General features: G+C 61.2%; 22 protein-coding genes and 8 tRNA genes. 9 read left to right on the top strand and 21 right to left on the bottom strand.

The window, feature by feature from the left end; translation table 11 throughout:
* Positions 1–8: 8 nt before the first annotated feature.
* A complete protein-coding gene (locus tag C8C92_RS10865) occupies positions 9–839 on the top strand; it encodes a helix-turn-helix transcriptional regulator (RefSeq protein WP_099759876.1) in 831 nt (276 codons plus the stop codon).
* A gap of 453 nt (positions 840–1,292) precedes the next feature.
* Here the strand turns inward: C8C92_RS10865 and aqpZ are convergent, their stop codons facing one another.
* The 17 genes from aqpZ to C8C92_RS10780 form a co-directional block, all read right to left on the bottom strand.
* Entirely contained in the window at positions 1,293–1,982 is a 690-nt protein-coding gene (gene aqpZ / locus C8C92_RS10860; protein WP_099759877.1) for an aquaporin Z, read from the bottom strand.
* A gap of 219 nt (positions 1,983–2,201) precedes the next feature.
* Complete coding sequence (locus C8C92_RS10855) at positions 2,202–2,612, bottom strand: GNAT family N-acetyltransferase (RefSeq protein WP_116743839.1); 411 nt, start codon at positions 2,610–2,612, stop codon at positions 2,202–2,204.
* Positions 2,612–3,070, bottom strand: a complete 459-nt coding sequence (locus tag C8C92_RS10850) for an Ivy family c-type lysozyme inhibitor (RefSeq protein ID WP_165829372.1) — start codon at positions 3,068–3,070, stop codon at positions 2,612–2,614. The genes C8C92_RS10855 and C8C92_RS10850 overlap by 1 nt, the downstream gene beginning before the upstream one ends.
* A gap of 65 nt (positions 3,071–3,135) precedes the next feature.
* Positions 3,136–3,546: a hypothetical protein gene (locus C8C92_RS10845; RefSeq protein ID WP_116743835.1), complete on the bottom strand. Its 411-nt coding sequence runs from the start codon at positions 3,544–3,546 to the stop codon at positions 3,136–3,138.
* A 38-nt stretch (positions 3,547–3,584) separates the two neighbouring features.
* Positions 3,585–4,715, bottom strand: a complete 1,131-nt coding sequence (locus C8C92_RS10840) for an amidase family protein (protein WP_116743833.1) — start codon at positions 4,713–4,715, stop codon at positions 3,585–3,587.
* Positions 4,716–4,872: 157 nt separating this feature from the next.
* On the bottom strand, positions 4,873–5,448 hold the full coding sequence (locus C8C92_RS10835; RefSeq protein ID WP_071078242.1) for an elongation factor P: 576 nt from the start codon (positions 5,446–5,448) through the stop codon (positions 4,873–4,875).
* Between the two features lie 135 nt (positions 5,449–5,583).
* Positions 5,584–6,753 (bottom strand): elongation factor P maturation arginine rhamnosyltransferase EarP, encoded by a 1,170-nt coding sequence (gene earP, locus C8C92_RS10830; RefSeq protein ID WP_116743831.1) that lies wholly within the window; start codon positions 6,751–6,753, stop codon positions 5,584–5,586.
* Between the two features lie 99 nt (positions 6,754–6,852).
* Positions 6,853–6,928 (bottom strand) — tRNA-Glu (locus C8C92_RS10825).
* 70 nt (positions 6,929–6,998) lie between these two features.
* A tRNA-Glu gene (locus tag C8C92_RS10820) sits at positions 6,999–7,074 on the bottom strand.
* A gap of 122 nt (positions 7,075–7,196) precedes the next feature.
* A tRNA-Glu gene (locus C8C92_RS10815) sits at positions 7,197–7,272 on the bottom strand.
* A gap of 1,004 nt (positions 7,273–8,276) precedes the next feature.
* Positions 8,277–8,352, bottom strand: a tRNA-Ala gene (locus tag C8C92_RS10810).
* A gap of 50 nt (positions 8,353–8,402) precedes the next feature.
* A tRNA-Glu gene (locus C8C92_RS10805) sits at positions 8,403–8,478 on the bottom strand.
* A gap of 37 nt (positions 8,479–8,515) precedes the next feature.
* Positions 8,516–8,591 (bottom strand) — tRNA-Ala (locus C8C92_RS10800).
* A gap of 134 nt (positions 8,592–8,725) precedes the next feature.
* Positions 8,726–8,801 (bottom strand) — tRNA-Glu (locus C8C92_RS10795).
* 54 nt (positions 8,802–8,855) lie between these two features.
* A tRNA-Ala gene (locus C8C92_RS10790) sits at positions 8,856–8,931 on the bottom strand.
* A 136-nt stretch (positions 8,932–9,067) separates the two neighbouring features.
* Positions 9,068–10,474 (bottom strand): glutamate--tRNA ligase, encoded by a 1,407-nt coding sequence (gltX, locus tag C8C92_RS10785; protein WP_099759883.1) that lies wholly within the window; start codon positions 10,472–10,474, stop codon positions 9,068–9,070.
* A 70-nt stretch (positions 10,475–10,544) separates the two neighbouring features.
* The gene (locus tag C8C92_RS10780; protein WP_116743829.1) at positions 10,545–11,456 is read right to left on the bottom strand and encodes a LysR family transcriptional regulator; all 912 of its coding nucleotides are present in this window, start codon (positions 11,454–11,456) and stop codon (positions 10,545–10,547) included.
* A gap of 154 nt (positions 11,457–11,610) precedes the next feature.
* Between C8C92_RS10780 and lysA the strand changes: the two genes are divergently transcribed.
* Positions 11,611–12,849: a diaminopimelate decarboxylase gene (lysA, locus tag C8C92_RS10775; protein WP_116743827.1), complete on the top strand. Its 1,239-nt coding sequence runs from the start codon at positions 11,611–11,613 to the stop codon at positions 12,847–12,849.
* Positions 12,850–12,912: 63 nt separating this feature from the next.
* Positions 12,913–14,484 carry a phospholipase D family protein gene (locus C8C92_RS10770; protein ID WP_116743825.1) on the top strand — a complete coding sequence of 524 codons (1,572 nt, stop codon included), beginning with the start codon at positions 12,913–12,915 and terminating at the stop codon, positions 14,482–14,484.
* Positions 14,485–14,616: 132 nt separating this feature from the next.
* Here C8C92_RS10770 and C8C92_RS10765 read toward each other — a convergent pair whose 3' ends face one another.
* From C8C92_RS10765 to apbC, 3 genes are all read right to left on the bottom strand, one after another.
* Positions 14,617–16,302, bottom strand: a complete 1,686-nt coding sequence (locus C8C92_RS10765) for an alkaline phosphatase family protein (RefSeq protein ID WP_116743823.1) — start codon at positions 16,300–16,302, stop codon at positions 14,617–14,619.
* A 139-nt stretch (positions 16,303–16,441) separates the two neighbouring features.
* Positions 16,442–16,849, bottom strand: coding sequence for a DUF4399 domain-containing protein (locus C8C92_RS10760; protein ID WP_116743821.1), 408 nt, complete (start codon positions 16,847–16,849; stop codon positions 16,442–16,444).
* 148 nt (positions 16,850–16,997) lie between these two features.
* Positions 16,998–18,086: an iron-sulfur cluster carrier protein ApbC gene (gene apbC, locus C8C92_RS10755; protein ID WP_096234730.1), complete on the bottom strand. Its 1,089-nt coding sequence runs from the start codon at positions 18,084–18,086 to the stop codon at positions 16,998–17,000.
* A gap of 160 nt (positions 18,087–18,246) precedes the next feature.
* Here apbC and metG point away from each other — a divergent pair, with 160 nt between their 5' ends.
* The 5 genes from metG (at position 18,247) to panC (ending at position 23,061) form a co-directional block, all read left to right on the top strand.
* Positions 18,247–20,406, top strand: coding sequence for a methionine--tRNA ligase (gene metG / locus C8C92_RS10750; protein ID WP_116743819.1), 2,160 nt, complete (start codon positions 18,247–18,249; stop codon positions 20,404–20,406).
* 19 nt (positions 20,407–20,425) lie between these two features.
* Entirely contained in the window at positions 20,426–20,905 is a 480-nt protein-coding gene (locus tag C8C92_RS10745) for a GNAT family N-acetyltransferase (protein ID WP_096238395.1), read from the top strand.
* Between the two features lie 108 nt (positions 20,906–21,013).
* Positions 21,014–21,223, top strand: a complete 210-nt coding sequence (locus tag C8C92_RS10740) for a DUF3460 family protein (protein ID WP_034778041.1) — start codon at positions 21,014–21,016, stop codon at positions 21,221–21,223.
* Between the two features lie 17 nt (positions 21,224–21,240).
* Positions 21,241–22,167 (top strand): ScpA family protein, encoded by a 927-nt coding sequence (locus C8C92_RS10735; RefSeq protein ID WP_099759891.1) that lies wholly within the window; start codon positions 21,241–21,243, stop codon positions 22,165–22,167.
* A 54-nt stretch (positions 22,168–22,221) separates the two neighbouring features.
* Positions 22,222–23,061: a pantoate--beta-alanine ligase gene (gene panC / locus C8C92_RS10730; RefSeq protein WP_071078252.1), complete on the top strand. Its 840-nt coding sequence runs from the start codon at positions 22,222–22,224 to the stop codon at positions 23,059–23,061.
* A gap of 42 nt (positions 23,062–23,103) precedes the next feature.
* Here the strand turns inward: panC and C8C92_RS10725 are convergent, their stop codons facing one another.
* Complete coding sequence (locus C8C92_RS10725; RefSeq protein WP_099759893.1) at positions 23,104–23,562, bottom strand: hypothetical protein; 459 nt, start codon at positions 23,560–23,562, stop codon at positions 23,104–23,106.
* 292 nt (positions 23,563–23,854) lie between these two features.
* On the opposite strand from C8C92_RS10725, the gene C8C92_RS10720 reads away from it, so the two are divergent.
* On the top strand, positions 23,855–24,607 hold the full coding sequence (locus C8C92_RS10720; RefSeq protein WP_116743816.1) for a glucose 1-dehydrogenase: 753 nt from the start codon (positions 23,855–23,857) through the stop codon (positions 24,605–24,607).
* Positions 24,608–24,672 lie beyond the last annotated feature (65 nt).

Genomic DNA, 24,672 nt, shown 5'->3' with positions numbered 1-24,672 from the left:
CGCCCCCCATGTACAGCCCCCCAACCGCCCAGACCCACCCCGATGGCGTGCCGTTCAGCCGCAGCACCAGCTCACACGATTACCAGCACGTGCCGCGCCCCGTGACGGCCATGTCCCGGCAATATGCGCTGGGCGACTATACGGCGCCGCACAGCCATGTGCGGGCGCAACTGCTGTATGCAACGGAAGGCGTGATGCGCGTCTCCACCGGGCACGGCGTGTGGATATTGCCGCCCCGGCGCGCCCTGCTGATCCCCGTTGGCGTCGTGCATGAAGTCCACATCTTGAGCGAACTGAGCATGCGCACCGTGTACATCGATGCGCAGGTGGCGGCCCGGTATGGCCCCGATTGCAAGGTGCTGGAAGTGAGCCGGCTGCTGCGCGAGCTGATCCTGGCCTTGCTGGCCGAACCGATCGAGTATGCGCTGGCGGGACGCGGCGACTGGCTGGCGCACCTGATCCTGTCGGAACTGGCGGCGGCCGATACGGTGCCCCTCGCCATCCCCTGGCCGCGCGACCGCCGCCTGGTGGCCGTCTGCTCGGCCATCATGAGCGCACCGGGCAGCCGGCGCAGCATCGAAGACTGGGCGCAGGATGCGGGCGCCAGCGCGCGCACCCTGATCCGTCTGTTTCCCAAGGAAACAGGCTTGCACTACCGCCAGTGGCTGCAACAAGTCCACCTGGCCGAGGCATTCTGCCGCCTGGACCGGGGCGAAGGCGTGGCGGCCATCGCCTATGCGCTGGGCTACGCCAGCCCCAGCGCCTTCAGCGCCATGTTCCGCCGCATCCTGGGCCGCACGCCGCAGCATTACCTGAGCGAGTGGCGCGCCGCCGATTAAACGAAAAAAGCAAGCCGTGGGCTGCTTTCGTCAAGTGGTTTGTCGGCAATTGTCGGCTTACGCCCTGCGGGCTAAGCAGACCTACTCTTTTTCGCCAGCAATCAAGCGGTAGCCTCGTAGGTCGGCTTAGCGTGGCGTAGCCGCGCGTAAGCCGACAAGCTACGCTGTTCGCATCGTCGGCTTACGCCCTGCGGGCTAAGCCGACCTACTCTTTTTCACCAGCAATCAAGCGGTAGCCTCGTAGGTCGGCTTAGCGTGGCGCAGCCGCGCGTAAGCCGACAAGCTACGCTATCGGCATTGTCGGCTTACGCCCTGCGGGCCAAGCCGACCTACTCTTTTTCACCAGCAATCAAGCGGTAGCCTCGTAGGTCGGCTTAGCGTGGCAAGGCCGCGCGTAAGCCGACAAGCTACGCTATCGGCATTGTCGGCTTACGCCCTGCGGGCTAAGCCGACCTACTCTTTTTCACCAGCAATCAAGCGGTAGGCCAGCGCGCCCAGCAAGGCGCCGATGATGGGTGCCAGCCAGAACAGCCACAACTGGCTGGTGGCCCAGTCGCCCACGTACAAGGCCACGCCCGTGCTGCGGGCCGGGTTGACGGAAGTATTCGTCACGGGAATGCTGATCAGGTGGATCAGGGTCAGCGCCAGGCCGATCGGCAGTGGGGCAAAACCTGCCGGCGCGCGCTTGTCGGTGGCGCCCAGGATGACGATCAGGAAGAACATCGTCAGCACGATTTCAATCACCAGCGCCGACAGCATCGAATAGCCGCCTGGCGAATGGGCGCCATAGCCGTTCGAGGCAAAGCCCTTGCTGACATCGAAACCGGCCTGCCCGCTGGCGATCACATACAGCACGCCGCCGGCCACGATGGCGCCCAGCACTTGCGCGATGATGTACGGCAACAGTTGTTTGGCGGGAAAGCGGCCACCGGCCCACAGGCCGATCGAGACGGCGGGATTCAAATGGCAACCCGAGATGTGGCCGATGGCGTAAGCCATGGTCAGCACCGTCAGGCCAAACGCCAGCGCCACGCCGGCAAAACCGATGCCAAAGCCGGGAAAGGCAGCCGCCAGCACGGCGCTGCCGCAACCGCCCAGCACCAGCCAGAACGTGCCGAGGAACTCGGCTCCATATTGTTTCATGATGTATTCCTTTAAAGAGACGAGAAAACGTGCCAGGGATGACCAATCGGACCGCTCACCACCTTTGCCCGCGCCCAGGGGGCGACGACAAAGCACAGCACCAGCAACACCGCACGCTGCAGAGCACGAATAATGACATGACGTCATTATCAATGCAACATTATTTAATATAATAATGCTAACGGTTGTCTTACTACTTAAAGGTTTTTTTGATAATTATTAAGGCGCAGGGCGGCGCATGTATTTTTGCGGCGCCTCCAGCGGCGCAAAACCAAAGCCCGCATACAGGCCATGCGCGTCATCGGTTCCCAGCATCCAGGCAACATCGCGCAAGCGTGCATCGCCGAGCACGGCGGCCACCATCTGCTTGCCATATCCGCGTCCCTGATATTGCGGCAGCACGAACACATCGCGCAGGTAAGCAAAATCCGTGTAATCGGTGATGACCCTGGCGAACGCCACTTGCTGGCCATCGACATAGCCGCCGAAACACAGCGCGTTGGCGATCCCCTTGCGCACCGCGTCAATCGCCACGCCGCGCTTCCAGTACGACTGCTCGCTCAGGTAGCGGTGGATCATGGGCACGTCCAGTTCGCCGCGCTCACTGGAAATGCGCAGTGGCGCGTGCATCAGTTCTTGAACAACAGGTCGGCTTCGGCGATGCTGGGTTCGCCGAAGTACACGGTGCGCAGTTCCCCCTTGGCGTCGCTGCCCATGTACACGCCCGTCATGCTGCGCTCGGCCGGGTCGTACAGGATGGTGTAGTGGTGGCCGCAATTGTGCGGTTCGCAAACGCTGCTCAGCAGGCGCGCCTTGCCGTCGATCTCGACCGGTTTGAGCGGACTGGCCACGCCATCGGGCACCCAGCGCTGCCGCTTCAGGCCGGCTTTTTTCAAGCCCACATTGAAGGCCTTGCGAAACGCGTAGTCCGCCTTGTAGACGTCGGGGAAGTACGGACAGGTATGGCCACCGTCGCAGCTTTGCGCTTGCTCAATGAGCGACAGCCTGGGCGTGCGCGCTTGCGCCGGCATGGCGGCCAGCGCCACGGCGGTGGCCAGGAACAGGGGGGACAGCAAACGTGCGGACATGACTTCTCCTAAAGGCATCGGATAATGCGGGCAGCATAGCAGAATGCCATGCTGGCACACCCGCATCAGGGGGAGCAGCGGATGCCGACGACCCCGTTGACCTTGCCTTCCGGCCAACCCGTTTCGCGCCAGCGGTACACGCCGGGCGCGACGATAATCAGCTGCCACTCCACCAGCTTGCCAGCGGCATTGAGGCGGGTTTCATTGTCATAGCGTAACGTCAGGCTGCGCTCCGTTTCCGCCACCACGGTCGCGGCAAAGCGGTTGGTTTCACCGAGCTTGCTTTTCCAGGTGCGGTCGCTGAAGATCGCCAGCCGCTGATGATCATCAGACAGCTGCATGCGCGTAAAGTGCCGCGCTTCTTCGCAAACACTGCTCGTATTCGCGCTGTCGGACCAGCTGCCAGACAGTTGCGCGGCATCAAAAGGAGTCGGGATGGCGGCGACGGCCGCACTGAGCAGCAAGGTTGCGAGCATAGTTTATCGAAAGAAAGCGAAAAGAATCATCATCATGGTCAACGCAGCGCCTGCGTGATGCTGGAAGGTAATGCCGGCGTGCGCCGGTGCAACGTCGCCTGCTCATAAGCATAGGCCATCGCGATGAGCGGCAGGTCGCCGTGGGCAGATCCGATGAAGGACAAACCGACGGGCAAGCCCTCCACCACGCCGGCAGGCACCGTAATCTGCGGCAAGGCGCACTGCGGCTGCGATACGCCATGACACGTGGGCCCCACCAGCGCATCGAGTTCATGCGAGCACAGCAACGCTGCGATGCCGCCAGGCACGGGCGCAGGCGGCGTCTCGATCAGTTCCGCGCCCTGTTCGCGCAGCACCAGCAGTGCCTGCTCGATCACGGCATCGGTGCCGGCGCACTGGCCGAACAGGTGGCGCGCCACGCCGATGCGGCGCCCATGCAAGCCGGCGGCGTCAAGCACCATGCCATCGGCCAGGCGCTCGCCCGTCAGGGCAGCGAGCAGCCAGGCCGCCTCGCGCACGCTGGGCGCCATCGGTCCCGCCGTGGCTGGCTCGCCACCCTGCCCGGCGGCTGCCCTGCCCGTGGGTTTGATGGCGACCAGGCCGCAGTTTGAAGCAGGCGCGACGATGGAGCCGTCCGCCGCGCTGTCCACGGCCAGGATGGTCAGGCCGGCCCAGCTGGCACTGGCATGCGGCACGCTGACGGCGGCCCACTGGCGCAAATTGCTTTTGCCGATGATGACGGCGCCGGCCGCGCGCAAGCGCGCCGCGACAAAGGAATCGCAACTGGCCTGCGTGGCCAGCGGCGCCTGCGTGCGCGTCTTCATGCGGTCACCGGTGGCGATATTGTCGCGCAAGACGATGGGGATGCCATGCAAGGGGCCGCGCACCTTGTGCCCCTGCCGCTCGCGATCCATTTCCAGGGCAATTTTCAGCGCATCGGGATTGATTTCAATGCCGGCATAGGCACGCGCGCCGATGCTGCACAGGGAGCGGATACGCGCCAGGTACTGCGACGTCAGCGCATGCGAACTGAGCTTGCCTGCCTGCATCATCTGCTGTTGCGGCAAGACGCCCGCATCGAGCAGGTGGGCCATGGGGCTGGCGGGCACCGTGGCACGGGCCAATACGGGACGCGACGCGCCACCGCGTAACATCTGACTGCGCTGCATGGTATCTCCAGGAAACTTCAATGTTTCTGCCGCAATAATGTTCTAGCTATAGCATAGCAGTCCTTGCAACACAATTGTTGTCAAAGGTAATTATTTTTTAAGCAAAAAAAACGCTGCCCGAAGGCAGCGTTTCTTGATGATTTGGCACTGGGGCAAATCAGTTGCGTACGACACGCTTGTATTCGTTGGTACGGGTGTCGATTTCGATGACATCGTCCTGTGCCACGAACAGCGGCACTTGCACGATGTGGCGATGCGCTTCGATGGCGTTTTCGATCTTGGCTTCTTTCAGGACGTTGCCCGAAGTGTTACCCTTGACTGCAGGCTCCGAGTACACCACTTGACGGGCGATGGTCGTAGGCAGTTCAACGGAGATTGCCTTGCCGTCGTAGAAAATGGCTTCGCATTCCATGCCATCCTTCAGGTAATGCAGTGCATCGCCCAGGTTTTCTTCTTCGATTTCATACTGGTTGTACTCGGTGTCCATGAAGACGAACAGCGGGTCGGCGAAGTACGAATACGTCACTGGCTTTTTATCCAGAACAACAACGTCAAACTTGTCGTCGCCGCGGAACACGTTTTCCATCGGGGTGTTCGTCAGAAGATTTTTCATCTTCCATTTGTAGGTGAAGCCCGTGCGGCTCGAACCGTTGACATCAGAACGCAACACGATCATTGGCTTGCTGTCGACCATGATGATATTGCCAACACGAATTTCTTTTGCGGGTTTCATAGGAATGTACGTAAAAAGTGGGTTGCATGAAGACCATTTGCCGCCTGTGCGCCATCAGCGCCGCAAGCTTGCGTTTGATCGGTTAAAAATACGTTAGAAATAACCGGGCATTTTACCTTAATTTTTGGCAAGCGCCTATCTCGTCGCGCCGGCGAACGCCAGCAAGTTACTTGCCAGATCGCCATTGGACTGCATCTGCCGCTGCCAGGCCTGCGCGCGCGCCCTGATGCGCGGCAGGTCGGCCTGCAAGGCGGGCCACAGCAGCGTCCACGGCAAGGCGTCCGCGCTGGCGCCATTCCAGGCCAGCGCCGCCTGCGCCAGGCTGTCGATGACACCATCGGCATCGGCCGCATAGCGCTGCAGGAAGGCGCGCAATTTCACGTGATGCAAGTTTTCATCCTGCAAATAGATATGCCAGAGAAACGGCTGGCCAGCCCATTGCGCGCGCACGAAGGAATCCTCGCCGCGCACGAGATTGACGTCGCAGGCCCACAGCAAGCGGTCGTAATCGTCTTGCGGCACGAAAGGCAGCACGCGCACAGTGAGCGCGCCACGCGTGCGCGCCGCACCAGCCGTCGCCGCATCGTCGCCGATAAACGCCTGAACGGCATCGAACGCGACGCCTTCCGGCACCAGGCACGTCACGGGCTCGCTGCCCGCCTGCCACACGCCAAACAGCTCGGCGACGGGCGCGGACGGGTAGCAGAACAGCGACACTTTCAAAGCAGACATTTCCGCCGGACGCACGCCGAATTGCCCGAGGAATGCCGCCATCGCGCCGGCATCGGCCTGGAATGCCAGCCTTTTTTCATCGAGCGCCGCCTCGCGCAGCAAGCCGCCCGTTTTATTGGTAAAACCGGGGAAGAAGAAATGCTTGATCATGCCGTGGCGTGGCGAGGTCAGCGCATGGCAGCCTTCGACCCACTCTTCCGCCGTCAAGCCTTCCAGGTTCAGCCACACCGACTGCGGCGCGCACTGCGCCATGGCGGCGATGTAGCCGGGCGGAATGTCGCAGGCAAAAAACTCGATGACGATATCGGCGATATCGGCCGGCGCAAACACGCCCTCCTGATCGCGCCAGTGGCGCACCGTGACGCCGCCTGCCTGCTGCACTGGCGCAGTCACGTCGATTTCCGGGCAGATACGCCGGAAACTGGATAAATCGTCGACCCACAGAGTGACGGCGACACCGTGTTCGCCGCTCAACTGCCGCGCCAGGCGCCAGCAAATGCCGATATCGCCGTAGTTGTCGACGACTTTGCAGAAGATGGCCAGGGATGGCGCGCGATCGCTAGGTAATGGCATGAGCAGGCAAGAGTGAAGGAAAAACGTTGGCATGCCGGCAAACAACAAAAAAGCCGCGCTGTTACCAGGCGGCTTTGTTGTTGGCTGATTCAGCCGGTCTGGCGTCCCCAAGGGGATTCGAACCCCTGTACTCACCGTGAAAGGGTGATGTCCTAGGCCTCTAGACGATGGGGACAGAAAATCTGTCCTGAATGCGCTGCTTTGCATCCCGACCTGTTACTTTACTTGCTTACTACTTGCGAATCTGGCGTCCCCAAGGGGATTCGAACCCCTGTACTCACCGTGAAAGGGTGATGTCCTAGGCCTCTAGACGATGGGGACAGAAATCTGTCCTGAATGCATTATTTCGCATCCTGACCCGGTACTGCAGCAATATGACAGAAACAAAAAAAGCCTGACTTGTCAGGCCCGTTCAGCACTGCACTCACTTTACAACTGAATCCTGGCGTCCCCAAGGGGATTCGAACCCCTGTACTCACCGTGAAAGGGTGATGTCCTAGGCCTCTAGACGATGGGGACCTGTGCTGGCTTACCTCTCAGCGAACTCTTCGTTGAAGGCTTTGCTTAGCCCCTCAAAAAAGCGTGCGCGAAGTTTAACACGAAGCGATTCACGAAATCAACTGCTGGGGGTTTTATTTTCCATCTTATTTGCAGAGATCCCCCTATGGGACAGAAGATGCTCGTGCGATATGGAAATACTGCGCTATTGCAATTTCAGCAGGCGTAAAAAAAGCCGCATAAGCGACTTGGCATGAATATCGATGTTGATTTAGGTCGACGGCGTTGTCGGATTACGCTGCGCCTCGGCGGCCCCGCTAATCCGACCTACGCCACATTCCCCCGAGGGGCATGGCGGAAATAAAAAAAGCCGCTCTAGGCGACTTTGATTATCATGTGATTTCTGCGCTGTTGGTGGAGGTTGGCGGGAGCTAACCCTAACCTCTTGCATGCCATGCAAGCACACTAACAGCTTAGCCATATTCCCCCAAGCGAAGAAATCGCTGACGCAAATAAAAAAAGCCGCTCAAGGCGACTTTGATTAACATCTGATTTCTGCGCTGCTGGTGGAGGTCAGCGGGAGCTAACCCTGACCTCTTGCATGCCATGCAAGCACACTAACAGCTTAGCCATATTCCCCCAAGCGAAGAAATCGCTGACGCAAATAAAAAAAGCCGCTCAAGGCGACTTTGATTAACATCTGATTTCTGCGCTGCTGGTGGAGGTCAGCGGGAGCTAACCCTGACCTCTTGCATGCCATGCAAGCGCGCTGACAGCTTAGCCATATTCCCCCGAGGGGTATGGCGGGAAGTGTCGCGGAAATAAAAAAAGCCGCTCGAGGCGACTTTGATTAACATCTGATTTCTGCGCTGCTGGTGGAGGTCAGCGGGAGCTAACCCTGACCTCTTGCATGCCATGCAAGCACACTAACAGCTTAGCCATATTCCCCCAAGCGAAGAAATCGCTGACGCAAATAAAAAAAGCCGCTCGAGGCGACTTTGATTATCATGTAATTTCTGCGCTGTTGGTGGAGGTAAGCGGGATCGAACCGCTGACCTCTTGCATGCCATGCAAGCGCTCTCCCAGCTGAGCTATACCCCCCGGGCGCAGAAACACTGCTACTTCTTCACTACCACAACACCAGACTGAACTGGCGTCCCCAAGGGGATTCGAACCCCTGTACTCACCGTGAAAGGGTGATGTCCTAGGCCTCTAGACGATGGGGACCACGGAACTACAGTTTGCTGCTTTACCTCTGCGCTGTTGGTGGAGGTAAGCGGGATCGAACCGCTGACCTCTTGCATGCCATGCAAGCGCTCTCCCAGCTGAGCTATACCCCCCGGGCGCAGAAATAATAAAAGCCGCACTTGGCGACTTTGTTCCACTACTTGCTTTCCATCCAGAACCTGTTTTTTACGGGCCTGAACTTACAACAATCAGTACAAACAACTGCCACTACTATACCACAACTACCTGGCGTCCCCAAGGGGATTCGAACCCCTGTACTCACCGTGAAAGGGTGATGTCCTAGGCCTCTAGACGATGGGGACCGCGGAACTTCCAAACAACATCTGCACCACTTCAACAAGCAACATCATTGCTGCTGGTGGAGGTAAGCGGGATCGAACCGCTGACCTCTTGCATGCCATGCAAGCGCTCTCCCAGCTGAGCTATACCCCCGTTGGTGCAGAAACAAGAGTATAGCAAAGAAGTTTCACTCTGCAAATACCCTTTTTCGTCTATGAGCAACTTTTCATAGGGGCGGTTTCCGCACGCTGTTTCTACACATATTTTTACGCGTATTTAATCGCGATGCTTACAGCCACTTTGCCAGGCGTGCCAGCACGGTCTCGCGGCCAAACATCACCACCACCTGATCGATGGCCGGCGTCTGCAGCTGGCCCGTCAAAATCAGGCGCAAAGGCATGGCCAGCAGCGGCATCTTGATGGTGTTGGCGGCCAGCACTTCCTTGATCATGGCGGCCACGGCTTCCTTGCTCCACTCCACCGTGGCGATGCGCTCGGCAAACTGCGCCAGCACGGGCTTGATGGCATCCGTGATGTGCTGCGTTACCAACTCTGCTTCCGGTTGCGGCGCGCGGAAGAACAGCATCGAGGCGACCGCCAGTTCATTGACCGTGTTGGCGCGCTCTTTCATCATGCCCAGCACTTGTGCCAGGTCCGGCGCACCTTCGAAGACGGCACCGGCGGCGACCATTTGCGGACGCGCCAGGTCGGCCAGACGGGTGTTGTCGGCCTGCTTGATATAGTGATTGTTCAGCCAGGCCAGTTTTTCATTGTTGAACTGGGCCGCCGATTTCGACAGGTGGTTCAGGTTGAACCACTCGCAGAACTGCTCGGTCGAAAACACTTCATCGTCGCCATGGCTCCAGCCCAGGCGCGCCAGGTAGTTCAGCATCGCTTCCGGCAGGAAGCCCTGCGCCGGATAATCCATCACGCTGACGGCGCCGTGGCGCTTCGACAGCTTCTCGCCGTCCGCACCCAAAATCATCGGCAGATGGCCATACAGCGGCAGCGGTGCGCCGATGGCGCGCAGGATGTTGATCTGGCGCGGGGTATTGTTGACATGGTCGTCGCCGCGGATCACGTGCGTGATCTGCATGTCCCAGTCATCGACGGCGACGCAAAAGTTATACGTCGGCGTGCCGTCCGGACGGGCGATCACCAGGTCGTCCAGCTCACGGTTGGAAATCGTGATCGTGCCCTTGACGACGTCGTCCCAGGTCACTTCGCCATCGAGCGGATTTTTGAAACGCACGACCGGCTTGCGGTCGGCAGGGATGGCCGGCAGGGTCTTGCCCGGCTCCGGACGCCAGGTGCCGTCGTAGCGCGGCTTTTCGCCGGCGGCGCGCATGCGCTCGCGCATCGCTTCGACTTCTTCCGGCGAGGAATAGCAATGGTAAGCCGTGCCCTCTGCCAGCATCTGCGCCACCACTTCGCGGTAGCGGTCCATGCGTTGCATCTGGTAGAACGGACCTTCGTCGTGGTCCAGGCCCAGCCACTTCATGCCTTCGATGATGGCTTGCACGGCTTCCGGCGTGGAACGCTCCACGTCCGTGTCTTCGATGCGCAGCACGAAGGTGCCACCGAAGTGGCGGGCATACGCCCAGCTGTATAAAGCGGTGCGGGCGCCGCCCAGATGCAGATAGCCGGTCGGGCTGGGAGCGAAACGGGTACGGACGGGAGTAGCGGTTGTGGTCATCGAGGTAATCAGGCTTGAATAAGTAAAACGCCATTTTACTCTGTTGACCGCCGCCGCTCCACAAGCGCCGTCACAGCTGCAGCAAGCGCCTTTTCACCTCGTCCGCCTGGGCATGCAGCGCCTGCTCGAACAGGGCGACCAGTTGCGACAAGGGCCGGTGCAAAGGTTTCACGAGATTCACCGTGAACGGCAAGGATACGGCGAAGCGGCGGATCTGCAAGCCCTGCCCCGCGTAGTCCAGCGCCGTGAGCGGATTGACGATGGCCAGCCCCACGCCTTCGCGCACCATGGCGCAGACGGAAGCGGCGCTGTGCGTGTCAAGCGCCATGCGCCGCTCCACGCCGGCCTGCGCGAAGATGGCGTCGATCTGCTGGCGGTAGGGGTCGACGGCGGCCAGGCTGATGAAAGGCTGGCCCGCGAAGTCCGCCGGCTGCAGCACGGGCTTGCTGGCGAGCGCATGACCATCGGGCAGCACGCACACTTCATCGACGGACATCAATGTCGCGAGTGCGGTGCCCGGCGGCGCATTGTCCACTTCCGTCAGGCCGATGTCGTGGCGCTGCGCCGACAGCCACTCTTCCAGCAGCGGCGACTCCTGCGGCGTGATGCTGATGCTCACCTTCGGAAAGTCGGCCACGAAGCTCTTGCACGCCTGCGGCAGCAGCGACTGGGAAAACACGGGCAGGCAGGCGATCGACAACTGCCCCTGGTCGAACTGGCGCAAGGCCGCCGCCGTGCTGACGATGCGCTCCAGGCCAAAATACGCGCGCTGCACTTCCTCGAACAGCTGCAGCGCCTGCGCCGTCGGGCGCAGCCGCCCCCGCTCGCGCTCGAACAGGGTCAAACCCGTCAAGTGTTCGAGGCGCGCCAGTTCGCGGCTGACGGTGGGCTGCGACGTATGCAGCATGGCGGCGGCCGCCGTCACGCTACCCGTCGTCATGATGGCGCGAAAGACTTCGATATGGCGCAGAGAGATAGTCATGGTCATATCATAAATGAATAAGGTAGGCCTAAATAGATATTTTATGTTTACAAAGAAAACCCGCATCATGATCGGCACGTAGGTCGGATTAGCGCAAAGCGCGTAATCCGACACCACATCCGACGCCACCCATAACATGACAAAGACAACCACCATGAAACCAGTGCCAGACGCCACCCTCGCCCAACTCGCCCAGCAACACGGCACGCCCCTGTGGGTGTATGACGCGGCCACCATCCGCGCGCGGGTGGCGCAACTGGCGCAGTTCGACACCGTGCGCTTCGCGCAGAAGGCCAATTCGAACATCCATCTGCTCACCCTGATGCGCGAGGCGGGCGTGCACGTGGACGCCGTCTCGCTGGGCGAGATCGAACGCGCCCTGCAGGCAGGCTTTACGCCGGCGCAAACGCATGGCGCCGCCGGGGTGGTATTCACCTGCGACCTGTTCGACCGCGCTACCCTGGCGCGCGTGGCGGCAGCCAAGATCGAAGTCAATTGCGGCTCCGTCGACATGCTGCGCCAGCTGGGCCCCGTGTCGCCCGGCCACCGCGTCTGGCTGCGCATCAATCCCGGCTATGGCCATGGCCACAGCAACAAGACCAATACGGGCGGCGAAAACAGCAAGCACGGTATCTGGCATGAAGAGCTGCCGGAGGCGCTGGCCGTCATCCGCGCGCATGGCCTGCACCTGGTGGGCCTGCACATGCACATCGGCTCGGGCGTCGACTACAGCCACCTGGAAACCGTCTGCGGCACCATGGTCGACCTGGTGAAGAACATGGGCCACGACATCGAAGCCATTTCCACGGGCGGCGGCCTGTCCGTGCCTTACCGCGAAGGCGAGCAGCCCGTCGACACGAACCATTATTTCCAGCTGTGGGATGCGGCGCGCAAGCAGATCGAGGCGCACCTGGGCCATCCCGTGCACCTGGAAATCGAACCGGGCCGCTTCCTCGTGGCCGACGCGGGCTTGCTGGTGGCCGAAGTGCGCGCCACCAAGCAAATGGGCGGCAACCACTTCACCCTGCTCGATACGGGCTTCAATGAACTGATGCGCCCCGCCATGTACGGCAGCTACCATGAAATGTCGGTCATCGCGCATGACGGCCGGGCACTGGACACGCAACACGCCACCGTGGTCGGCGGTCCCTTGTGCGAATCGGGCGACGTGTTTACCCAGCGCGATGGCGGCGTGGTCGAAACCCGCTTGTTGCCGGCAGCGCAGGTGGGCGACTACGTGGTGTTCGAAGGCGCGGGCGCATATGGCGCGTCGATGTCGTCGAACTACAACAGCCGCCCGCATGCGGCCGAATACCTGGTCGATGGGGAGCAATCCCGTTTGATCCGCCGCCGCCAGACGGTGGCCGAGCTGATCGCGCTGGAACAACTGTAAAACCGCGCCCGCGTGCGGGCATGCGCATCTGCTAACATCGGGGCAACTCGATGAAAGCCTGCCATGCCCGCCACCACCCTTGCCCGCCGCAGCGGCGTTTTTCTACTGCCTCTGCTGCCCCTGCTGCTATCGGCCGTCCTCGCCGGCTGCGCCTCACTGCCTTCGCTGGAAGGCCGCAGCACGTCGACCGTCATGGCCGACACACAGCACACCCAACTGGCCACGGCCATCGCGCCGCTGGTGGCGCAGCATCCGGGCGTATCCGGCATTTACCCGCTGGTCGACGGGCGCGACGCCTTTGCCGCGCGCGCGCTGCTGGCCGCCGCCGCCCAGCGCAGCCTGGATGTGCAGTACTACATCTGGCACAAGGACATCACGGGCACGCTGCTGTTCGACGCCCTGCGCCAGGCGGCCGAACGGGGCGTGCGCGTGCGCCTGCTGCTCGACGATAACAACACGGCGGGTCTGGACCAGACCCTGACCATGCTGGGCAAGCAGCAGCATCTGGAAATCCGCCTGTTCAATCCCTTCGTGCCACGCGCGCCGCGCGCGCTGGCCTTTGCCACGGATTTTTCGCGCCTCAACCGGCGCATGCACAATAAATCGTTCACGGCCGACAACCAGGCCACCATCGTCGGCGGGCGCAATGTGGGCGATGAATATTTTGGCGCGGCCGGCGATGTGCTGTTTGCCGACCTTGACGTGCTGGCCGTCGGCCCCGTCGTCGACGAGGTCTCGCAGGATTTCGACCGCTACTGGAACAGCGCCTCGGCCTACCCGGCCAGCCTGCTTCTGACCAGCCCCGTCGAGGGCGACGCGGCCACCATCGCCGCCGAGGCGGACCGCATCGACGACACCAGGGCGGCCGAGGAATACGTGCAGGCGCTGCGCACCTCGCCCTTCGTCAGGCAGATGATGGAACGCACCCTGCCCTTCGAATGGGCGCGCACGCGCATGGTCAGCGATGATCCGGCCAAGGTGCTGGACAAGGCCAGGCCAGGCACGGGCGTGGCGGAAAACCTGCAAAACCTGCTCGGCGTGCCAGAAAAGGAAGTGGACCTGGTGTCGCCGTATTTCGTGCCCGGCAAATCGGGCACGCAAGCCTTTGCGGACCTGGCGAAAAAAGGCGTGGGCGTGCGCATCCTGACGAATGCGCTGGAAGCGACCGACGTGGCGGCCGTGCATGCGGGCTATGCGAAGTGGAGAAAGCCTCTGCTGGAAGCGGGCGTACTGCTGTATGAATCGCGCCGCTCGTGGGAACGCGGCGATGCGCGCGCACAGCCCGGCCACCTGGGCAGCTCCGCATCGAGCCTGCATGCGAAGACCTTTGCCGTCGATGACCGGCGCATCTTTGTCGGCTCATTCAACTTCGACCCGCGCTCGATCGAGTTGAACACGGAAATGGGCCTCGTCATCGACAGCCCCGCGCTGGCCAGCCAGCTGGGCCTGGCCATGCGCACCACCATCCCGCAACGCGCCTACCAGGTGCTGATAGGCGACGACGGCGCGCTGTACTGGATCGCCCGCGACGCCAGCGGCGCCACCACGCGCTACGACACGGAACCGGGCACCAGCGTGTGGAAGCGCATGGGGGTGGCGATTCTGTCGCTGCTGCCGATTGATTGGCTGCTGTAAGCTGTTTTGCCAACACTGTTGTCGGATTACGCGGGGCTTTGCCCCGCTAATCCGACCTACGCTCTTCGCAAGGTCATCGTAGGTCGGCTTAGCGCACAGCGCGTAAGCCGACAACACCATAGTCCAAGATCGTTACCGCACCACCTCCGTCAACACCCGCCCTTCCGACGCCGACGGCTGGCGTATGCGCAGCAGATGGGCCAGCGTAGGCGCAATATCGACCACTTCCGCATACTGGCCATAGGCGCCCGGCTTGATCCAGCGGGGGCCGAAGACCATCAGCGGCACGTTGGTGTCATACGTGTACGGCGTGCCGTGCGAGGTGCCACCAGCGCCCTTGCCAAAGTACCAGGCCGGCTTTGTGACGACCATCAGGTCGCCCGACAGCTGGCGGTTCCAGGCGCGGCGCATCAGCGTGTCCATGCGCGTGGCGACGGCCCCCGTTTCCATCTGCGTGCGCGTGTAGACCTGCGCCAGACCGTCCTGCTGCAGCAGGAAGCGGGCCGCTGCGTCTTCCAGGGCGGCGCGATGGACGCCGCTCTTTTCCCCCAGCGCGTAATCGAGGTAGATATTCGGCAGCGACGACGTCGTCACCAGTTTATCGATGCCCAGAGTCGTTGCCAGGTGCTGGTTCAAGCCATCGACTAGTTTGGCGCCATCGATGCGCTTGGCGGAGAAGCCCCGGGTTTCAGCAAATTCCGGCACGTTGGCAAAGCCATGGTCGGCCGTCAGCACCACCAGCACGTTATCCATGCCGACTTTTTTATCGAGGTCGGCAAAGAAACCGGCCAGCATGCGGTCCAGGCGCTGCAGGTGGTCGTGCGACATCCTGCTTTCCGGGCCGTAGGCATGGTTCACATAATCGTGCGCGGACAGGCTCACGCCGAGGATATCGGGCACGCCGGCCGGGTTGCGGCCCAGGTTTTCGCCATCGACGGCGGCGCGCGCAAATTCCAGGGTCAGTTCGTCGAGGAAGGGACCGGACTTCAAGCGGCTGTAGTACTCGCCATCGAGCTTGCCGCTGTCGCTGTAATAGGCAAACGGGAAGGTGTTGCGCGTGCCCGGCTTGGCCGGCACCAGATCATCACGGGCGTCGCGCGCATAGGCCGCATCGGCCAGCAGCGGCGTCCAGCTCTTGCCGTAGTAGCGGTCCTGCGGCTTGCCGGCCTGGTAGCGCTGCACCCATTGCGGATGCTGCTGCATGTAATAGGTGCTGCTGGCGAAATTGCCCGTCTTTTCCATGTACATATAGGCCGTGCCCGTTTTCCCCGCCAGCAGGATGGCGCCGCGGTCCTTGCCCGACACGGTGACGACCTTGGCCTTGTCGCCCGTGGCATAGCGCAACTCGTCGCCCAGGGTGCTGACGCGCAGCCTGGTCGGCGCCGTGCCGTCGTCGGGCTGTGTTGCTTCGCCGATGTAATGGAAATTGCCATCCTCGGTGCAGTACACGGATTTTTTCGTGACGGGATCGATCCAGTTGTTGCCGATCACGCCATGCTGGTACGGGTAAGCGCCCGACAGCACGGCCGAGTGGCCGATGGCGGTGACCGTGATGCCATGCGCCTGGTGCGCATCGCTGAACCACGCACCCTGCTCCAGCAGACGGCGGAAGCCGCCCTGGCCGAACTGGTCTCGGTAGCGCGTCACCTGTTCCTGCGGCAAGCCGTCCACCACCAGCACCACCACCAGCTTCGGCTGCGCCGCAGTGGCAGAAGCAGCAGGAACCGCCTTGGCCGCATGCGCCTGGCACGCCGCCACGCTGGCCACCAGCAGCAAGGCCTGCGCCAGTTGCCGGGAAAGGGAGAAATTCTTGCTCATATGCACTCATCCAAAGTTAGGCCATCGGGCAGCATACGCCGACTATATGACGCAATGATGACAAAAAGCAATAACAAGAAAAAGGCCGGGTTCCATCGCTGGAACCCGGCCTGATGCCGACATGAATCAATGTGCGCGATTACTTGACCGTCACCTTGATGCTTTTGCTCAACTCCGGCCCATACGACTGGTGTGCGCCATTGGCGAACTGCATGGTCAGGGTGTACTGGCCCGGCGGCAAGGTGACGTCCGTTTCCGTTTGCGCTTTGCCGAAATGCAAATGTTTTTCGTCCATGGGTATCATCTCGCCCGCCTTCATCGGCCCCATATTGATGAGCAAATGATGGTGGCCCGTCTTGGCCGTCATGTCGCCGGCCGGCTTGACGTCCATGCCACTGACGGCAAATTTCACCTTGAACGGGCTCTTCACCGTCGCGCCATCGACGGGCTCGACGAACGAGACGGATTGCGCAAACGCGCTGGCGGCCAGCAGGCTGCCAGCAACCAGGGCTGCGGCTTGACGCAGGAATACAGTGTTCAGGTGCATGATGTCTCCTCTTGTTTAGTAACAACACGGACTGCATGAAACCATATTACTGACGACCATGGCGCAGGATTGTTAACCCATGAAGGACCGGGGTCGAACCCTGAGGGTTCGACCCCAGTCTCTGCCTTGGGCTTAAGCAGGCTATCGATCAGTCGTTTTTAATGACGATCGACGGGAACTTGCTGGTCATATCCTTCGCCTTTTCCGCCACCTTGATGGCGATGGTGCGGGCGATCTGCTTGTAGATCGCGGCGACGGGGCCATCGGGCTCGGCCACGACGGTGGGCGTGCCCGAATCCGTTTGCTGGCGGATGGCCATGGTCAGCGGCAAGGCGCCGAGGAATTCCACGCCGAAGTCGGCACACATCTTCGCGCCGCCGCCGGCGCCGAAGATTTCTTCCGCATGGCCGCAGTTCGAGCAGATGTGCGTGCTCATGTTTTCCACCACACCGAGGATCGGGATGCCGACTTTCTCGAACATTTTGAGACCCTTGCGCGCATCCAGCAACGCGATGTCCTGCGGCGTGGTGACGATGACGGCGCCGGTGACGGGCACTTTTTGCGACAGGGTCAGTTGAATGTCGCCCGTGCCTGGCGGCATGTCGACGATCAAATAATCAAGGTCGCGCCAGTTGGTCTGGTCCAGCAGTTGCTGCAAGGCTTGCGTGACCATCGGGCCGCGCCACACCATCGGTTCGTCCGGATCGATCATGAAGCCGATCGACGACACTTGCAGGCCGTGGTTTTCCATCGGTTCCATGCTTTTGCCGTCGAGCGTCTTCGGCTGGCCGCTGATGCCCAGCATCATCGGTTGCGACGGGCCATAGATATCGGCGTCGAGCATGCCGACGCTGGCGCCTTCGGCAGCCAGGGCCAGGGCCAGGTTGACGGCCGTGGTCGATTTACCCACACCGCCCTTGCCGGAAGCGACCGCAATAATGTTTTTCACATTGCTCATCGGCTTCAAGCCGCGCTGCACCGTGTGCGAAATGATTTTCGACGAGACGCCCACGCTGACGTTGCCCACGCCCGGCAGCACGCGCAGCGCGGCCAGCACGGACTTGCGGATCAGGTCGATCTGGCTTTTGGCGGGGTAGCCCAGCTCGATGTCGAGGGAAATATCATTGCCATCGACCTTCAGATTCTTGACGGTTTTGCTGGAAACGAAATCTTTATGTGTATTTGGATCAATAACTTGGGCCAGAGCGGCCTTGACGTCTTCTACTGTGATGCTCATGTAAATCTCCGTGTGTACTACATATGTGCAATACGCGCAGTCTAGCGCAAATTTGCATGGCGCGATGGCGGCAAAAGCATCACTTGCCAGCGCTGCATCTGCTCATATTGCCTTTCCGCTGTTAAAATGCCCTATTATCCATCCCAAAAGTGCATCAATCATGACTCGCAAGCTGTTCGTCACCACTGCCCTGCCTTACGCAAACGCCGCTTTTCACATTGGCCACATCATGGAATACATCCAGGCTGATATCTGGGTCCGGTTCCAGCGAATGCAACGCGATGGCGCAGCCGGCCGTGAAGTGCACTTTGTGGGCGCCGACGATACGCATGGCACGCCCATCATGATCGCCGCCGAAAAGGAAGGCATCACGCCGCAGCAATTCGTCGCCAATATCGCCGCCGGCCGCGCCCAGTACCTCGATGGCTTCCATATCGCCTTCGATAACTGGTATTCGACCGACTCGCCGGAAAACGTCGACCTGTCGCAATCGATCTACCGCAAGCTGCGCGATACGGGCCTGATCGTCACGAAAACCGTCGACCGCTTCTTCGACCCGGTCAAGGGCATGTTCCTGGCCGACCGCAACATCAAGGGCGAATGCCCGAAATGCGGCGCCAAGAACCAGTACGGCGACAATTGCGAAGTGTGCGGCGCGGCCTACCAGCCGACCGACCTGGTCAACCCATTCTCGGTGTTCACCAACGCAACGCCCGTGATGAAGCCGTCGGAACAGTATTTCTTCAAGCTGTCCGACCCGCGCTGCTTCGAATTCCTGAAAAGCTGGCTCAATACGCCAGGCCGCTTGCAGCCTGAAATGGTCAACAAGGTCAGCGAATGGCTGGGCGAAGCCGGTGAAAAGCTGGCTGACTGGGATATCTCGCGCGACGCGCCCTACTTCGGCATCCCGATTCCCGATGCGCCGGGCAAGTTCTTCTATGTGTGGATGGACGCGCCCGTCGGCTACCTGGCCAGCCTGAAAAACTATTGCGACAAGAAAGGCATCGATTTTGACGCCCTGCTGAATGACCCATCGACGGAACAGATCCACTTCATCGGCAAGGATATCGTCTCCTTCCATTTGCTGTTCTGGCCCGCCATGCTGAAGTTCGCCAATCACCCGGTGATCGACAAACTGAAAGTCAACGTCCATGGCTTCCTGACGGTCAACAACGAAAAGATGTCGAAGTCGCGCGGCACGGGCATCTCGCCGCTGCGCTACCTCGATCTGGGCATGAACCCGGAATGGCTGCGCTACTACATCGCCTTCAAGCTGAACTCGAAAGTGGAAGACCTGGACTTCAACGGCGAAGATTTTGTCGCCCGCGTGAACAGCGACCTGATCGGCAAGTACGTGAACATCGCCAGCCGCTGCGCCGGCTTCATCGCCAAGCGCTTCGACGGCAAGCTGGCATCGACGCTGTCGGAAGGCGCGCAAAGCTGGATCAACCGCGCGCTGACGGTGGACGTCAACGGCGTCATCGTCGAGCGCCAGGCCAGCATCGCTGCGCACTTCGAGAACCGCGAATTCGGCAAGGCCTTGCGCGAAATCATGGAAATCGCCGACATCACCAACCAGTATGTCGATGAAAACAAGCCGTGGATTTTGGCCAAGGATGCGGAAAAAACAGCCGAACTGCACGATGTGTGCACCACGGCCCTGATCCTGTTCCGCCAGCTGACGATTCTGCTGTCGCCAGTGCTGCCGGGCGTAGCCAAGAACGTGGCCTCGTTCCTCAACGACGCCGAGTTCAGCTGGGCGGATACGCAAGTGTTCGGCGACGCCGTCGCAAACAGCATGCTGGGCCGCACCATCGGCGCCTACAGCCATTTGATGACGCGCATGGATGCAAAGATGATCGAAGCGCTGTTTGATGCGCCGCAAGCAGCTCCCGCCGTTGCCGCGCCGGCCGGCGACGCCGCCAACGACGCCGCAGCGCCTGAAGCTGCCACCGCTGCCGCCATCGAAGAACTGGCGCCCGAGATCAAGATCGACGACTTCCTCAAGGTCGACCTGCGCATCGCCAAAATCGTCAACTGCGAACTGGTGGACGGCTCTGACAAGCTGCTGCGCCTGACGCTCGATGCGGGCGAAGGCCGCTTGCGTAATGTGTTTTCGGGCATCCGTTCGGCTTACCAGCCGGAAGAACTGATCGGCAAGCTGACCGTGCTGGTGGCCAATCTGGCGCCGCGCAAGATGAAGTTCGGCATTTCCGAAGGCATGGTCATGGCAGCGTCCGCCGCCGACGAGAAGGCCAATCCGGGCATCTACATCCTGAACCCGTGGCCGGGCGCCGAACCTGGCATGCGCATCCGCTAAGCCCCCACAAGGACCGATGATGAATATCGTGGTGCGCGAAGCAACAAATGCCGATGCACAACTGATGGCCGAGCTGACCCGCGCCGCGTGGGCCGGCAAGGTGGCGGCCTCGTCCAGTGGGCACCACGAGACGGCGCAGCAGGTGGAAGCGCAATTGCGCCACGGCGGCGGTTTTCTGTTGCTGATCGACGACATTCCAGCCGGTTCGCTGCGCTGGATGCCGCTCGACAGCGACCCCGCCATCTGGAAGATTTCACGCATGGGCGTGCTGCCCGCCTACCGGGGCAGCCACGTCTCGCAACACTTGCTGGAAGCCATCATTCATCACGGCCTGTCGTGCCAGGCCGAGGAATTGCGCCTGGCAGTGCGGCGCGACCAGCGCAAACTGATCGATTTTTATGCGGCCTTTGAATTCGACCTGGCCGAAGAACTGGAATATTCGCACGCCAACCCCGCCGAACCGGCGCCGATGGTGATGCGGCGTTTGTTGCGTTATTGATTTTTAGCAATTTCGCCCCCGGACTTGCCGATACAACAACCCGCCAGGCGGCACGGCGCGGTAAAATACGGCCGGCTGACCTTACTTATAAGACACTCAGAAGAGAATATGAAACTGCCTGCAAAACACAACAACTACGTATCCGACCACACCTTGTTCATCGCCGAACTGAAGGCCAAGAATCCTGGCATGGAAGCGGGCCAGCAAGCGGGCCGCGCCCTGCTGTGGGACAAGCCGGCCGTCAGCATCGATGAGCAGGAACGCCAGCTGGCATCGGCCGTCAAGCAACAGGCTTACGTTTACCAGAACAAGAACTAAGATCTGGAACCGGCACGATGCTGCCTGAAGAGTCTGTAGTCACGCCGGAGGCCGATGCTTCCGGTGCCGGCGCAGTCATCGAGTCGCCCGAACCCGCCACTGGCGGCGACGGCAGCGGCGACCCTGCAGCATCTGCAAGCACGGACGCGGCGCCCGCCGCCGACCCGCCAGGCATCGTCCGCCTGTATGGCGAACCGATGCTGCGCATGCCGACGGATTTGTACATCCCGCCGGACGCGCTGGAAATCTTCCTCGAAGCCTTCGAAGGCCCGCTCGACTTGCTGCTCTACCTGATCCGCAAGCAAAACTTCAACATTCTCGATATTCCGATGGCGCAGGTGACCCTGCAGTATCTGAAATATGTCGACCAGATCCGCGTGAGCAACCTGGAACTGGCCGCCGAGTACCTGTTGATGGCGGCCATGTTGATCGAGATCAAGTCGCGCATGCTTTTGCCATCGCGTAAGAGCGACGTCGAGGAAGACGGCGGCGATCCCCGTGCCGAACTGGTGCGCCGCCTGCTCGAGTACGAGCAGATCAAGCTGGCCGCCTACGACCTGAACACCATTCCCCAGTTCGAGCGCGATTTCGTGCGCACGCAGATTTTCATCGAGCAAAGCCTGACGCCCACCTGGCCCGACGTGGAACCGGTGGACTTGCAGCAGGCCTGGCTCGACGTGCTGAAACGCGCCAAATTGACCCAGCACCACCGCATCAGCCGCCAGGAACTGTCCGTGCGCGAGCACATGTCGAGCATCCTGCGCCATTTGCAGTCGTCGCGCTTCGTCGAGTTCAGCGAGCTGTTCGACATTGCCGGCGGCGTGCCCGTGGTGGTGGTCAACTTCGTGGCCCTGCTGGAACTGGCCAAGGAAACCCTGATCGAAATCACGCAGGCAGAACCGTTTGCCCCCATCTACGTCCGGCTGGCGTATTCGCCCGCCTGATCCCTTCCCTTTGTCACTGACCACCGTACAACGGGGTTTTAGCGAAAGCAATCCATGAAAATTATTTCCGACATCGAAGAATTGCGCGACCAGCTCAGCGGACAGCTGCGCACGGCGTTCGTCCCCACCATGGGCAATCTGCACGAAGGCCATCTGTCGCTGATGCGTCTGGCGCGCAAGCATGGCGACCCTGTCGTCGCCTCGATCTTCGTGAACCGCCTGCAATTCGGCCCGAACGAAGACTTCGAAAAATATCCGCGCACCATGGCGGCCGATGTCGCCAAGCTGGAAAAGGAAGGCGTGTACGTGCTGTTCGCGCCGACGGAAAAGGAACTCTACCCGGAACCGCAGGAATACCGCGTGCGCCCGCCCGATGACCTGGGCAATACCCTGGAAGGGGAATTCCGTCCCGGCTTCTTCGAAGGCGTATGCACGGTCGTCACCAAGCTGTTCTCGTGCGTGGGTCCGCGAGTGGCCGTGTTCGGTAAGAAGGATTACCAGCAACTGATGATCATCCGCAACATGGCACGCCAGTTCGCGCTGCCGACGGAAATCATCGCCGCCGAAACGTATCGGGCCGACGATGGCCTGGCCTTATCGTCGCGCAATATGTACCTGTCGGAAAGCGAACGCGCGGAAGCGCCGGAGCTGTACAAGGGACTTAATTTCGTCGCCGAGGAAGTGCGCAAGGGTAACCTGGCCGTGGGTGAACTGGAACAGGCTGCGATGCAACTGCTCGACGGCCGCGGCTGGAAATCGGACTACATCGCCGTGCGCAAGCGCGCCAACCTGCAAGCGCCGAGCGCCGCCGAACTGGCCGCCGGCGAACCGCTGGTGGTGCTGGCTGCGGCCAAGCTGGGACAGACCCGCTTGATCGACAACCTGGAAATCTAAGCGCATTCACAACGGGGCCATTCGGCCCCGTTTCTTTTTTCTTTACTTCTCCATCCCCACCAGCTTGAGCTCGGCAAACAGCAGTTTGTGATGGCCGCGTACCGCCTGCAACATGTCATAGCTGGCCGCATCGAGCACGATTTCCTCGCCCGCCCACAGCTTGCGCTGGTTCGCAGGCAGCCTCAGGCTGCGCAGGATGGCCCGTGCCTGGGCCGGATCGGCTGCCAGCAGCCGGATCGCGCGCGCACCGCGCTGCGCCCCCGTGAGTATCGGCAGGCCGTCCTGCGGGCCATGCTGGCTCAGGCTGACATAATCATGGCCACCCACGCGGTGCAGATAAGCATGCCGGCCATCGCCGTCGGCAGGCAACTGCACGGCCGGCTCCGGCGCCTCGACGACGGCAGGCGCGACAGGGGCAACGCTGGCTTGCTCAAGGCTCACGCCGCAAGCTGCCAGCAAGGCCGTGCTCAGGGCAAAGAATAATACGGGTGCTCGGCGCATGTGGCGCTCCTTCTTGTCGGGGTCGGGGACAGAGGTGGAATAGTGCAGCGATCATGAGCCACTTTAGTTGACGTGTAAAGTTAACTTTGAGAAATATTTCATTCCATGTTGCAACTTGTTGCATGGCAGCTTTTCCCCGATGGCTGGCGCCATGCCTTCTGCACGATTGTTGATCTGGATTGCACACTAAAACCATCAAACCAGTCTTTATCCACGCAACAATAAAGATCACAATCGCCATACCGGCTCGCAGACATACCGCGCGGGCCACCCACACGACAGGAGAAGCAGCATGCATACCATACTCACCCCAGCCAGGGTCGCCATCGTCACGGGCGCCTCGCGCGGCATCGGCGCGGCCATCGCCCGCCGCCTGGCGCGCGACGGCATGCAGGTGGTCGTCAATTACGCCAGCGGCAGGGAGGCGGCCGACGCGCTGGTGGCGGCCATACTGGCCGACGGCGGCGCCGCCATCGCCGTCAAGGCCAACGTGGCCGATGCGGGCGACGTGCAAGCACTGTTCGCTGCGGCCGAAGCGGCCTTCGGCGGCGTCGACGTGCTGGTCAACAACGCCGGCATCATGCCGCCCGCGCTGCCGGCCCTGGCCGACACGGACGACGCCACCTTCGACAGCCTGTTCGCCATCAACGTCAAGGGCAGCTTCCACACCATGCGCCAGGCGGCGACGCGCTTGCGCCACGGCGGCAGCGTGGTCAACTTCTCGAGCAGCGTGATTGGCCTGGCCCTGCCCGGCTACAGCATCTATGGCGCCAGCAAGGCGGCCATGGAGACAATGACGACTATCTTCGCCAAGGAATTGCGCGGCAAGAACATCACCGTCAATGCCGTCGCCCCCGGCCCCACGGCCACGGCCCTGTTCTTGAACGGCAAGACGGCGGAAATGATAGAACGCATGAGCAAGATGGCGCCCCTGGAACGCCTGGGCACGCCGGACGACATCGCCGCCGCCGTGGCCTTCTTGGCGGGCCCCGACGGCCGCTGGGTGAATGGACAAACGTTACGCGCGAATGGCGGCCTGGTGTAAACAAGGTACGAGCCGACGAAAAAAAACGCTGCCAGTTCGCACTGGCAGCGTTTTTTTTGAAGCAG

The organism is Janthinobacterium sp. 78, assembly GCF_003096775.1.
Lineage (GTDB): Bacteria > Pseudomonadota > Gammaproteobacteria > Burkholderiales > Burkholderiaceae_D > Janthinobacterium > Janthinobacterium tructae.
The sequence above is the reverse complement of the archived record's forward strand: the minus strand, read 5'-3'. Positions and strand labels throughout refer to the sequence as shown.

Coding starts and splice junctions, on each gene's coding strand:
- C8C92_RS10850 (WP_165829372.1), bottom strand. CDS start 3,070: ATGTCCGCACGTTTGCTGTCCCCCCTGTTCCTGGCCACCGCCGTGGCG.
- C8C92_RS10740 (WP_034778041.1), top strand. CDS start 21,014: ATGAAACTGCCTGCAAAACACAACAACTACGTATCCGACCACACCTTG.
- C8C92_RS10765 (WP_116743823.1), bottom strand. CDS start 16,302: ATGAGCAAGAATTTCTCCCTTTCCCGGCAACTGGCGCAGGCCTTGCTG.
- C8C92_RS10855 (WP_116743839.1), bottom strand. CDS start 2,612: ATGCACGCGCCACTGCGCATTTCCAGTGAGCGCGGCGAACTGGACGTG.
- gltX (WP_099759883.1), bottom strand. CDS start 10,474: ATGACCACAACCGCTACTCCCGTCCGTACCCGTTTCGCTCCCAGCCCG.
- C8C92_RS10725 (WP_099759893.1), bottom strand. CDS start 23,562: ATGCGCCGAGCACCCGTATTATTCTTTGCCCTGAGCACGGCCTTGCTG.
- lysA (WP_116743827.1), top strand. CDS start 11,611: ATGAAACCAGTGCCAGACGCCACCCTCGCCCAACTCGCCCAGCAACAC.
- metG (WP_116743819.1), top strand. CDS start 18,247: ATGACTCGCAAGCTGTTCGTCACCACTGCCCTGCCTTACGCAAACGCC.
- C8C92_RS10845 (WP_116743835.1), bottom strand. CDS start 3,546: ATGCTCGCAACCTTGCTGCTCAGTGCGGCCGTCGCCGCCATCCCGACT.
- C8C92_RS10760 (WP_116743821.1), bottom strand. CDS start 16,849: ATGCACCTGAACACTGTATTCCTGCGTCAAGCCGCAGCCCTGGTTGCT.
- C8C92_RS10840 (WP_116743833.1), bottom strand. CDS start 4,715: ATGCAGCGCAGTCAGATGTTACGCGGTGGCGCGTCGCGTCCCGTATTG.
- C8C92_RS10835 (WP_071078242.1), bottom strand. CDS start 5,448: ATGAAACCCGCAAAAGAAATTCGTGTTGGCAATATCATCATGGTCGAC.
- C8C92_RS10780 (WP_116743829.1), bottom strand. CDS start 11,456: ATGACTATCTCTCTGCGCCATATCGAAGTCTTTCGCGCCATCATGACG.
- earP (WP_116743831.1), bottom strand. CDS start 6,753: ATGCCATTACCTAGCGATCGCGCGCCATCCCTGGCCATCTTCTGCAAA.
- C8C92_RS10735 (WP_099759891.1), top strand. CDS start 21,241: ATGCTGCCTGAAGAGTCTGTAGTCACGCCGGAGGCCGATGCTTCCGGT.
- aqpZ (WP_099759877.1), bottom strand. CDS start 1,982: ATGAAACAATATGGAGCCGAGTTCCTCGGCACGTTCTGGCTGGTGCTG.
- apbC (WP_096234730.1), bottom strand. CDS start 18,086: ATGAGCATCACAGTAGAAGACGTCAAGGCCGCTCTGGCCCAAGTTATT.
- C8C92_RS10720 (WP_116743816.1), top strand. CDS start 23,855: ATGCATACCATACTCACCCCAGCCAGGGTCGCCATCGTCACGGGCGCC.
- panC (WP_071078252.1), top strand. CDS start 22,222: ATGAAAATTATTTCCGACATCGAAGAATTGCGCGACCAGCTCAGCGGA.
- C8C92_RS10770 (WP_116743825.1), top strand. CDS start 12,913: ATGCCCGCCACCACCCTTGCCCGCCGCAGCGGCGTTTTTCTACTGCCT.
- C8C92_RS10745 (WP_096238395.1), top strand. CDS start 20,426: ATGAATATCGTGGTGCGCGAAGCAACAAATGCCGATGCACAACTGATG.
- C8C92_RS10865 (WP_099759876.1), top strand. CDS start 9: ATGTACAGCCCCCCAACCGCCCAGACCCACCCCGATGGCGTGCCGTTC.